General features: G+C 63.8%; 10 protein-coding genes and 1 pseudogene. 6 read left to right on the forward strand and 5 right to left on the reverse strand.

Going from position 1 to position 10293, the window contains the following annotated elements:
- Positions 1 to 19: 19 nt before the first annotated feature.
- The 3 genes from fabG to K0M74_RS04395 form a co-directional block, all read right to left on the reverse strand.
- Complete coding sequence (gene fabG, locus K0M74_RS04385) at positions 20 to 763, reverse strand: 3-oxoacyl-[acyl-carrier-protein] reductase (RefSeq protein ID WP_293968472.1); 744 nt, start codon at positions 761 to 763, stop codon at positions 20 to 22.
- A gap of 25 nt (positions 764 to 788) precedes the next feature.
- The gene (fabD, locus tag K0M74_RS04390) at positions 789 to 1727 is read right to left on the reverse strand and encodes an ACP S-malonyltransferase (RefSeq protein ID WP_293968474.1); all 939 of its coding nucleotides are present in this window, start codon (positions 1725 to 1727) and stop codon (positions 789 to 791) included.
- A 106-nt stretch (positions 1728 to 1833) separates the two neighbouring features.
- Positions 1834 to 2661, reverse strand: a complete 828-nt coding sequence (locus K0M74_RS04395) for an LD-carboxypeptidase (protein ID WP_293968476.1) — start codon at positions 2659 to 2661, stop codon at positions 1834 to 1836.
- A 155-nt stretch (positions 2662 to 2816) separates the two neighbouring features.
- Here K0M74_RS04395 and K0M74_RS04400 point away from each other — a divergent pair, with 155 nt between their 5' ends.
- Entirely contained in the window at positions 2817 to 4199 is a 1383-nt protein-coding gene (locus K0M74_RS04400; RefSeq protein WP_293968478.1) for a Mur ligase family protein, read from the forward strand.
- A gap of 53 nt (positions 4200 to 4252) precedes the next feature.
- Here the strand turns inward: K0M74_RS04400 and K0M74_RS04405 are convergent.
- Positions 4253 to 5394: pseudogene (locus K0M74_RS04405) on the reverse strand (S8 family serine peptidase).
- Between the two features lie 424 nt (positions 5395 to 5818).
- On the opposite strand from K0M74_RS04405, the gene rpsF reads away from it, so the two are divergent.
- The 4 genes from rpsF to K0M74_RS04425 all read left to right on the forward strand — a co-directional run bounded on the left by rpsF (position 5819) and on the right by K0M74_RS04425 (position 8415).
- Positions 5819 to 6187, forward strand: a complete 369-nt coding sequence (rpsF, locus tag K0M74_RS04410; protein ID WP_293968482.1) for a 30S ribosomal protein S6 — start codon at positions 5819 to 5821, stop codon at positions 6185 to 6187.
- Between the two features lie 11 nt (positions 6188 to 6198).
- The gene (rpsR, locus tag K0M74_RS04415) at positions 6199 to 6423 is read left to right on the forward strand and encodes a 30S ribosomal protein S18 (protein ID WP_088440322.1); all 225 of its coding nucleotides are present in this window, start codon (positions 6199 to 6201) and stop codon (positions 6421 to 6423) included.
- A 14-nt stretch (positions 6424 to 6437) separates the two neighbouring features.
- Entirely contained in the window at positions 6438 to 7067 is a 630-nt protein-coding gene (gene rplI, locus K0M74_RS04420) for a 50S ribosomal protein L9 (protein WP_293968484.1), read from the forward strand.
- A 316-nt stretch (positions 7068 to 7383) separates the two neighbouring features.
- Positions 7384 to 8415, forward strand: coding sequence for an IS110 family transposase (locus K0M74_RS04425; RefSeq protein ID WP_293968485.1), 1032 nt, complete (start codon positions 7384 to 7386; stop codon positions 8413 to 8415).
- Between the two features lie 481 nt (positions 8416 to 8896).
- Here the strand turns inward: K0M74_RS04425 and K0M74_RS04430 are convergent, their stop codons facing one another.
- Positions 8897 to 9928, reverse strand: coding sequence for an IS110 family transposase (locus K0M74_RS04430; protein WP_293968487.1), 1032 nt, complete (start codon positions 9926 to 9928; stop codon positions 8897 to 8899).
- 146 nt (positions 9929 to 10074) lie between these two features.
- On the opposite strand from K0M74_RS04430, the gene K0M74_RS04435 reads away from it, so the two are divergent.
- On the forward strand, positions 10075 to 10293 hold a 219-nt coding region (locus K0M74_RS04435), incomplete at its 3' end, for a hypothetical protein (RefSeq protein WP_293968489.1).

Genomic DNA, 10293 nt, shown 5'->3' on the forward strand with positions numbered 1-10293 from the left:
ACTGTCACCGCGCGATCCATCAGGACAGCATGGCCATGCCGCCGTTCACATGCAATGTCTGACCGGTGACATAACCCGCTTCTTTCGACGCCAGATAGACAACTGCGGCGGCAATATCGCTGCCCTCGCCCATTCGCCCCGCCGGAATGCGCTGGTTGAGCGCTTCCTTCTGCGCGTCGGGCAGGTCGTCGGTCATTGCGGTGGCGATAAAGCCCGGCGCGACGCAGTTCGCCGTCACCCCCCGGCTCGCCAACTCCTGCGCCAGCGCCTTGGTCATCCCGGTGACCCCAGCCTTCGACGCCGCATAATTGGCCTGCCCCGGGTTGCCGGTGGCGCCAACGACGCTGGTGATCGAAATGATCCGCCCGAACCGCGCCTTCATCATCGGCTTCGCGGCCGCGCGCGCGAGGCGGAAATTGGCCTCCAAGTTGATACGGATGACGTCCATCCACTCCTCGTCCTTCATCCGCATGATCAGATTATCGCGCGTCACCCCGGCGTTGTTGACCAGGATGTCGAGCTTGCCACCAAGCGCCTCGACCGCCGCCGGCACGAGCGCATCAACTGCCGCCGCATCGCCCAGATTGCAGGGCAAAGCCACATGATCGCCGCCGAGCGTGTCGCGAAAAGCGTTCAGCTTGTCGGCATTGGAACCGGACACCGCGAGCCATGCGCCCTGCGCCGCCAGCGCCTGAGCAATCGCCGAACCGATACCGCCCGATGCGCCGGTAACAAGGGCCGTCATGCCGGTGAGATCGAACATCTGAATTTCTCCTGAAATCTTTGAATTAGAGCGTCTTGAGCAGCGCTTCAATGTCGTCCATCGAAATGACACTCACCGTCTCGACCTCGCCCGACGCGCTGCGCTTGACCATCGGCGACAGCACTTTGCCGCCGAATTCGACGAAGCGCGTCACCCCGACACCCTCCATCGCGCCGACGCTTTCGCGCCAGCGGACGCGGCCGGTGACTTGCTGGACCAGGATGTCGCGGATCATGCCGGGGTCGCTGACCGGGCTGGCGGTGACGTTGGCGACGACCGGCACCAGCGGCGCAGACGGCGGGTCGGCGCGCAGCGCGTCTGCCATCGCGTCGGCGGCGGGCTGCATCAGCGGGCAGTGGAAGGGCGCCGACACCGGCAGCAGTACGCCGCGCTTGATGCCAAAATCCTTGACCAGCGCGACCGCGCGTTCGACCGCGCCCTTGTGGCCCGAGATCACGACCTGCGACGGATCATTATCGTTGGCGACGGTGCAGATTTCACCCTCGGCGGCCGCATCAGCGAGCTTCTGCGCGGTCTCGATATCGGCGCCGAGCAGCGCCGCCATCGCGCCGATGCCGACCGGCACCGCGGCCTGCATCGCCTGCCCGCGCGTCTTGAGCAGCCGTGCTGTGGTCGCAAGGTCAAAGGCGCCCGCTGCGCAGAGCGCCGAATACTCGCCGAGGCTGTGGCCCGCGACATAATCGGCTTTGGCCGCCAGCGTCACGCCGCCTTCCTTTTCGAGCACGCGCAGCGTCGCGATCGCATTGGCCATGATCGCTGGCTGGGCATTTTCGGTAAGGACCAACTGGTCCTCCGGCCCTTCGGTCATCAGCCGGAACAGTTTTTGCCCCAGCGCATCGTCGACTTCCTGAAACACCTCGCGCGCGACCGGCGATGCGTCGGCGAGCGCCTTGCCCATGCCAACCGCCTGGCTGCCCTGACCCGGAAAGATGAATGCGCGCATGATTCGTTCCTCATCGTCATCCCAGCGCAAGCTGGGGTCGGTTGCATCCTAACTCCCGCGATCCCAGCTTACGCCGTGATGACGGAAAGATGCCGCGCCTATTCCCTCACCCGGCGCGATGCAAGCCGAAGGGGACCACCTTGTTGTCCGCATCATGCCCGATGTCGGCGCGGCCAAGATATGGGATGTCGCAGCGCGCGCACCACTCCTGCGCGATCTCCTCGGCCTCCATGCCGAACGGGCGGTCATTCTCGCGAATGTCGCCCACCCGGCCGAGCCGTAGGCCGGCGAGTCCGAGCGGACCAAGATAGCTTGCGACATGAAAAAGGGCGCGGTCGAACGCATAGAGATATTCGCTCACCTCCTCCACCACCAATACATGCCCCGCGAGGTCAGGCTCCAGCGGCGTGCCGAGCAGCATCGACAGCGTCATCAGGTTAAACGCCGCATGACGCGCGCCATGCTGCAAACCCGGCTCACAAGCGCCCGGATCGCGCGCGACGAGCCAGTCGAGCGCGCGCAGCACCGCCGCATCGCCGCCGTCACGGCGGATGTCGGCGACCATCGGCCCGTGCGCGACATGGTCGAAACCCTCGCGATAGAGCGCGCCGAGCAGATTGCCCTGATCCGAATAGCCCAGAAACGCCTTGCCCCGCGCGACGTCGGTCATCGCCGCGACCGCATACTCGGCGATCCGGCACGCGCCATAACCGCCGCGCGCGAACCAGATCCCGTCGATGTCGGGGCGGTTCGCCATCTCGACCAGCGCCGCAAAACGATGCCCGTCCTCGCCCGCAAAATGACCGTGCGTCGCGAAGCATTGCGGGTCGAAGATCAGCTCGACGTCGGGATAGCCAAGGCTGGCGAGCGCCCGGACCGCCTCGGCATCGTCGGGCAATATGGGGGTCGAGGGAGCAACAATCCCGATACGCATTTTCAGCCAACCCCCTGTTCCGTTCGCATCGAGCAAAGTTGCGATGCCCCTCGGCCCCGCGCTGTCCCGGTGGGTGTCTCGTCTTCGCTCGACAAGAACGGACTTTGCGGCGGGCGCCAGTTGCAAACCTTGCAACAAGCCCATATCGCGCCGCCATGTCGGAAAACAAATCCTATTTCTTCTGCGGCATCGGCGGGTCGGGCATGTTGCCGCTGGCGACGATCGTCGCGGCGCGCGGCGCCAGCGTTGCGGGGTCGGACCGCAGCCATGACGAAGGCCGCTCGCCCGACAAATTCGCGTGGCTTGAAAGCCAGGGCATCGCCTTTTACCCGCAAGACGGCAGCGGCCCGAAATCCGGCCAAATCCTCGTCGCGTCGGCGGCGGTGGAGGACAGCGTTCCCGATGTCGCCGCGGCCAACGCGCTCGGGCTCGCGCGCATGACCCGCGCCGACCTCAACGCCGCGCTGTTCAACGCTGCGGACAAGGCGATCGGCGTCGCCGGGACCAGCGGCAAGTCGACGGTTACCGGGATGATCGGCTGGATACTCGAAAGCGCGGGCCGGAAGCCCACCGTGATGAACGGCGCGGTGATGCGCAATTTCGCGAGCGACGACCGGCCCTTTGCCAGCGCGCTGGTTGGCGATGCGGAAACCTATGTCAGCGAGGTCGACGAAAGCGACGGCTCGATCGCGCTGTACAACCCCGACGTCGCGGTCGTCACCAACATCAGCCTCGATCACAAAAGTCTTGTCGAACTGCACGCATTGTTCGACGATTTTGCTGCGAAGGCGCGCATCGCGGTGATCAACGCCGACGACGCCGAATCCGCACCGCTGCTCGCGGCTCAAAACGTCATGCGTTTTGGTTTCAGCGACGCAGCGGCGATCCGCGGCGGCGATTTCAAAGCTTTGCCCAATGGCTGCCGGTTCACGGTCAGCTTTGCTGGCGACCGGCACGCGGTGCGCCTGCGGATGCCCGGGCGCCACAATGCGATGAACGCCCTTGCGGCAATTGCCGCGGCGCGCGCGGTCAACATTTCGGTCGATCAGTCGGTCGCCGCCCTCACCGATTTCGCGGGCCTCGCGCGCCGGTATGAAGTGCTAGGCCAAGCAAACGGCGTCACCGTCATCGACGATTTTGCGCACAACCCAGACAAAGTCGCCGCAACCCTCGCCGCGGTCGCCGAGTTACCGGGCCGCGCCCTGCTGTTCTTCCAGCCGCACGGTTACGGCCCGCTACGCCAGATGGGCAAGGAACTCGCGGCGAGCTTTGCGAAGGGAATGCGCGACGGCGACAAGCTCTATGTCTGCGATCCCGTCTATTTTGGCGGCACTGTCGACCGCAGCATCGGCAGCGAGGCACTCGTCGCCGACATCGTCGCGGGCAGCGGCGATGCGGCGCATCTGACCACCCGCGACAATTGCGGCGCGGCGATGCTGGACGAGGCGAAATCCGGCGATCGCATCCTGATCCTCGGCGCGCGCGACGATAGCCTCACCGAATTCGGGCGCCAGCTTCTCGAAAGATTGTCAGCATAGAAAAGGCGCCGGTGGTCAAAGACTGCCGACGCTTCCCCGAACATCATGATCAATCAGCGGTGCGCGATCGGGTCGCGGCTGCCGTCGGGGTCGTTGATCGCCAGCCCGTCGGCGCGCACGGCGCCCAGCAGGAACAGACCCGCCACATGCGGCGTCGCCATCGAGGTACCCGAAATGGTGTTGTAACCGCCGTCTTTCCAAGTCGACTGGATCGAAACGCCCGGCGCCGCCCAGTCGACCGGCGGATTGCCGAAGTTGGAAAAGCTCGCCCAACATCGTTGCGATCGACGGCGGAAACGGTGACGATATTGGGTCCGTTGGCGCGCGCCGGCGACTTGGTCGTGGCGCTAGTGCTTTCGTTGCCTGCGGCGAGCGCAAAGACGATGCCATTGCTCGCCGCCGCGATCACCGCATTGTCGAGTGCATGCGAGGCACCGCCGCCAAGGCTCATATTAGCGACATCGCCGCTGCGCCCGGTCGCCGCGACATAATCGACCCCCGAGATGATGTCGGCATAGCTGCCGGTACCGCGGCGATTGAGCACCCGTACTGCGGCAACCCGTGTCTCCGGCGCGACCCCCACGACGCCGATGCTGTTGTTCACCGCCCCGATGGTCCCGGCGACATGCCTGCCGTGGCCGTTCGCATCCTCAGCCGAGCTCTCGCGCGCCACGAAGTTGCGACTGAGCACGGTGTCGACGATCAGGTCGGGTTGGTTGAGGTCGATGCCCGTGTCAATGACCCAAGCGATCCCGGCGGCGGTCGTCGTGCCACCGCCGACGCGGGCGATCCCGACCGGCACCGTCTGCGCGGGTGGCGTACCGCCACCGCCGCCCGGCTTGGCATTGATGCCGACCGGATCGATAATCGACGCCACCTGGTCCTGCTCGCAATAGGCGATGTTCGGATTGCGCGCCTGCATATTTGCAACGCCTTGCGCTGACGCCTGCACGGCAAAGCCCTGCAAGGCGGTTGAATAGACATGGCTGACATCGCCGCCGTCGGCACTGGCCGATCGCACGGCTTCGGACCGCTCGTTACCGCGGCCGACGGCGCGGACGCGAAAGACGCAGATATAGCTGCCCGCGATCTTGCAGCCGGCCTTCAGCTCTGCGACCGGCGCCTTGGCGGATGCCGCCGCGGGCGTCGAAGCTGTCCCGGCTGCGGGCAATTGCACCAGCCACTCGCCTGGCATGCCCTTGCCGCCAGCCGCCGCATAAGCCGCCCCGACCAATGCCACGAGCGCCACGCCACCAATAATTCCGGATTTACGGAGCAAAAATCTCCCCGTTTTCGATCCGGGAAAGCTGCGCCCATCGGACGCGCAATGCTATCAATTTCTCATCTCGAGCCGCCCTTTTGCGCGCCTTGGCGGGAAGCATCGTCGTCCGAGTGGTTTCTGTATCAAAATTACCCATCATGGCGCGTGATACTGGCAGGTTGCCGCCAGCCCCCAAAGCTTGCTTTCCGTCGCCAGATCTGTATAGGCGCCCTCATTCGGGGCGAGGCTCTATGCCATCGCCCCGTTTGCTTTGCACCAATTCGCAAAGCGAGACGACAGCCGGAGGGGCCTGCGATTGGCGCAGGTCAGCGATCGGCCAAATCGAAGGAAGCGCATCATGCCGTTCTACGAGCATGTTTTTATCGCGCGTCAGGATCTGAGCCAGGCTCAGGTCGACGCGCTGGCGGAAACCGTCACCAACGTCATCACCGAGTATAAGGGCGAGGTCCATAAGACCGAAACCTGGGGCCTGAAACAGCTCGCCTACAAGATCCAGAAGAACCGCAAGGGTCATTATGTGATGTTGTCGGCCGAAGTGACGGGCGAAGCGATCGCCGAGATCGAGCGTCAGGCGGCGATCAGCGAAGACATCATCCGCTGGATGACGATCAAGGTCGACGAACTCGAAAAGGGCCCGTCAGTCATGATGCGCAAGCAGGAACGTCGGGGCGGCCGTGGCGGCCGTGACCGCGACGGCGAAGAATAAGGATAGAGACCATGGCACGACCCTTTTTCCGCCGCCGCAAGACCTGCCCCTTCACCGCGAAGGACGCACCGGTCATCGATTACAAGGACGTTCGCCTGCTCCAGGGTTACCTGTCGGAGCGCGGCAAGATCGTCCCGTCGCGGATTACCGCGGTGTCCGCCAAAAAGCAGCGTGAGCTGGCAAAAGCGATCAAACGCTCGCGCCACATCGGCCTGCTGCCCTACATTGTGAAGTAAGGAGGGCTGGTCTGATGGAAATCATTCTGCTCGAACGCATCGAGAAACTCGGCGGCATCGGCGATGTCGTCAACGTCAAGAACGGCTTTGCCCGCAATTACCTGTTACCCAACAACAAGGCGCTGCGCGCGAACGACACCAACCGCAAGCTGTTTGAAGCGAACCGCACCAAGATCGAGGCCGATAACGCTGAACGCCGTGGCGAAGCCGAAGGCCGCGCCAAGGACATCGACGGCAAGCAGATCGTTCTGATCCGCCAGGCGTCTAACACGGGCCAGCTTTATGGTTCGGTTTCGGTCCGCGACATCGTCGATGCGCTGGCCGAAGAAGGCATCACGGACATCGGCAAGTCGATGGTCGCGCTCGAACGCCCGATCAAGGCGCTCGGCTTGGTCGACGTCAAGGTCAAGCTGCACCCTGAAGTTATCGTGTCGGTCGGCGTCAACGTCGCCCGCTCGCCCGATGAAGCCGAGATGCAGAAGCAAGGCATCGACGTCATCGCCGCGATGTTCGAGGAAGAACAGGCCGAAGCCGTCGCAACGGCGCTCGAGCCCGACAGCGAAGACGAATTCGACGACGCAACGCCGCCGTCGGAACTGGTTGCCGAAGCGCCTGTCGCGGACGAAGCCGAAGAGAAAGCCTGAGGCGTCTCTGGCGAAAGCTTTTCGAAAAGGGCCGCGTTTCCGAAAGGAAGCGTGGCCCTTTTATTTTGCGGGATGCTTGACGGTGCGGTCCGGTTTCGACCAAAAACAGCCGTCGCCCGCGAAGGCGGCGGCCGCTGTCGGCTTACGCGGCGACGCAGGAATAGGCCCCTTGCGGCCCCCGCCTTCGCGGGGGCGACGTAAGGCGAACGGCAGCTAACCATCTGTGGACCTCGGGTAATCGCGGCGCCGAGTCGGATTGTCGATAGTGTTGCGATCTGGGCGCTTTGCCCGGTGGTAAGCAACACTGGAGGATTCGATGCCGTATTCCGTAGGATTGGACGTTTCGCAGAAGACTACTGCAATATGCGTGGTTGATGCTGAAGGCACGCGTATCTGGAGAGGCGACTGCCCCACGCATCCCGAGAAGATCTCCACGCTGGTTTCCAAGCACGCTGGATCTGATGCAAAGGTTGGAGTGGAGACCGGTGCAATGACGCCGTGGCTGGTTCATGGCTTGCGAGCTTCAGGCCTCCAAGTCGATTGTCTCGATGCGCGCCGGGTGAAGTCAGCGCTGCAGATGCGATTGAACAAGACGGACCACAACGATGCAGAAGGCCTAGCGCAGGTAGTGCGAACGGGGTGGTATCGGGCGGTGCACGTCAAGTCGCTTGAAGCTCATCAGGCGCGATCGCTTCTTGGAGCCAGAGCTCAGCTGGTCGGTATGCGAACGCGGCTTGCCAACATGATACGGGGTGTTCTGAAGACCTTCGGCATCTTGCCCGGGAGTGAGCGAGGTATGCGGTTCGATCGACGCGTTGAGCATGCCATGGAAAATTCGCCCGAAGTGGCTGCGATAGTGCAACCGCTGCTGGTGTCATGGAGACACTTGCGTGAGCAGATTGCCGGTTTCGACGTCGCCATCCAGCGCCGCGTCAAGGCTGACCCGACCTGCCGGCTGCTGATGAGCGTTCCGGGCATTGGGGCACTATCGGCGCTCGCATTCGTCAGCACCATCGAGGACCCGGCACGGTTCTCTCGTTCTCGGGCTGTCGGTGCTCACCTCGGTCTGACGCCCAGACGCTACCAGTCGGGAGAGATCGATCGAAGCGGGCGGATCTCCCGCTGCGGCGATGCCTTGGCGCGAACGCTCATGTATGAGGCAGCGGTCGTGATCTTGCACCGGGTCAAGCGCTCGTTGCCTTTGAAGGACTGGGCACTGGCGATCGCCGAGCGCTCGGGGCCGGGCAAGGCGCGTATAGCTCTCGCACGCAAGCTATCGGTGATCCTGCACAGCATATGGCGATCGGGCGAGCCGTTCCGCTGGGAGCCTGAGACCGCCGCGCAATAGTTTATCAGTTCATCCCCCAGGCGGATGAACTTGTCGCCTCGGGCGAGGTGCGGGTGACTGCGCTTTAGGGGCCATGGGCACGTCACTGTGACGCAAGCCCGTTGTGGACCTTGCAGCACTCGCGCTTTTCCAACCGGACCAGATGTTGCGGCGGCATTTGCCGACCGCGGAGAGAACCATGACCCGGAAAGCGACGAAGAAGCAGGCTTGACGAGGGAGGCGCGATTAGAGAACGCCCCAAAAGACGCAAGCAGTTTTTGGAGGTAGTTCACGTAGTCGGATGCTGCCATCTGTCCGGCCTCTGATGCAGCATCGGAGGCTGCGGGCCCGTATGGGAGTTCGCGGACCGGAACCACATCACCCACAGCGTGCTCGCGGCACGGTGGTTAGCCCTGGTTCTTCCGGCCCCGTCTCGCCGACTGTTGTGCCATACTCTCCTTCGACCGACTACGCCTTCCGGCGACCTCTGGTCCGCCTTGGCTTACGCCGCGGCTGCGACCGGAGCTCTGTAATCCTCTTCTTTCACTAGCACGGCCCAGATGATCCGCGCTGTCTTGTTGGCAAGGGCAACCGTGACCAGCATACGCGGTTTCCTCGCCATCATCTGCTCTAGCCATGAGCCCTTAGGCGCGCCTCGCTTGCTGGCCTGCAGGACCACCGCACTGCAACCGATGATGAGCAATCGCCGCAGGGTGCGCTCGCCCATTTTGGATATCGAGCCCAGCTTCTGCTTGCCCCCCGTCGACATCTGCCTTGGCGCCAGCCCTAGCCACGCCGCAAAGTCCCGTCCCTTGGTGAAGGTTTCTGCCGGCGGCGCAAGAGCCGCCAATGCGGTGGCCGTTATGGGCCCAACCCCAGGGATCGTCATCAGCCGCCTCGCGACGGCATCCTCACGAGCCCGGCGCGCAATCTCCTTGTCGAGATCGCCGATCTTCTCGTTCAGCTCCTCCAGCAGGTCGAGCATCGTGCGGAACATCGCCCTGGCTGCCTCGGGTAGCGACGAGCCCATCTCGTCCTCAAGCAGATCGCCGAGCATCGCGACCTGCGACGGGCCTTTGGGCGCTACCCAGCCATATTCGGTCAGATGGCCTCGGATGGCATTGATCAGCTGGGTACGTTGCCGCGCCAGCAGATCACGGGTCCGGAACACCAGGCCTGACGCCTGCTGCTCTTCACTCTTGATCGCCACGAACCGCATGCTCGGGCGCTGGGCGGCCTCGCAGATCGCCTCCGCATCCGCCGCATCATTCTTGTTCCGCTTCACGAACGGCTTCACATACGCCGGCGGGATCAGCTTCACCTCGTATCCCAACCGTGTGAGCTCTCGGCCCCAATGGTGCGCTCCCCCACAGGCTTCCAGCGCGACCGTACAACGCTGGTGCCCAGCAAAAAACTCCAGGAGCTTCCCTCGGCCGATCTTGCGGCTGAACAGCGCCCGCCCGCTCGCATCCGCGCCGTGCGCATGAAAAACATTCTTCGCGATATCCAGACCGATTATGCTAACTTCCGACACGGACGCCTCCTCTAGTGGTGTGACAACACCTCCACTATGGCACATCGATGCCGCCGGGGGGCGTCCACCCCATCACCCCTGAGCACACTCGCGTCACCGGTTCATCCCATCTGGCCAACCCGCTTCGCCTTTCCTATGGCTCGGCAATGGCCGACGATCCCTTCCAGCGCCGCTTTGCTGCCGATGCAAGTCTGCTCCCGCATATGGCAGATCTTGCCAACGATCGGGTTCTGGTCGCGCTGCTTGCAGAGCCCGACTATCGCGCCGCAAGCTTTCTCGACCAGCGGTTGCTTACCGATCGCATCAGGCGTGAGTGGCTGCCGTGGGACGCGCTCCCTGACCTCGGCGCCGCCGCGCCCCCGCCC

Origin of the sequence: Sphingopyxis sp., assembly GCF_019459305.1 — a bacterium.
Classification (GTDB): Bacteria; Pseudomonadota; Alphaproteobacteria; order Sphingomonadales; family Sphingomonadaceae; genus Sphingopyxis.

Excerpts from the sequence above, each read along its gene's own strand:
- K0M74_RS04425 (WP_293968485.1), top strand. The coding sequence starts at position 7,384 with ATGCCGTATTCCGTAGGATTGGACGTTTCGCAGAAGACTACTGCAATA.
- K0M74_RS04395 (WP_293968476.1), bottom strand. The coding sequence starts at position 2,661 with ATGCGTATCGGGATTGTTGCTCCCTCGACCCCCATATTGCCCGACGAT.
- fabD (WP_293968474.1), bottom strand. The coding sequence starts at position 1,727 with ATGCGCGCATTCATCTTTCCGGGTCAGGGCAGCCAGGCGGTTGGCATG.
- K0M74_RS04400 (WP_293968478.1), top strand. The coding sequence starts at position 2,817 with ATGTCGGAAAACAAATCCTATTTCTTCTGCGGCATCGGCGGGTCGGGC.
- rpsF (WP_293968482.1), top strand. The coding sequence starts at position 5,819 with ATGCCGTTCTACGAGCATGTTTTTATCGCGCGTCAGGATCTGAGCCAG.
- rplI (WP_293968484.1), top strand. The coding sequence starts at position 6,438 with ATGGAAATCATTCTGCTCGAACGCATCGAGAAACTCGGCGGCATCGGC.
- rpsR (WP_088440322.1), top strand. The coding sequence starts at position 6,199 with ATGGCACGACCCTTTTTCCGCCGCCGCAAGACCTGCCCCTTCACCGCG.
- fabG (WP_293968472.1), bottom strand. The coding sequence starts at position 763 with ATGTTCGATCTCACCGGCATGACGGCCCTTGTTACCGGCGCATCGGGC.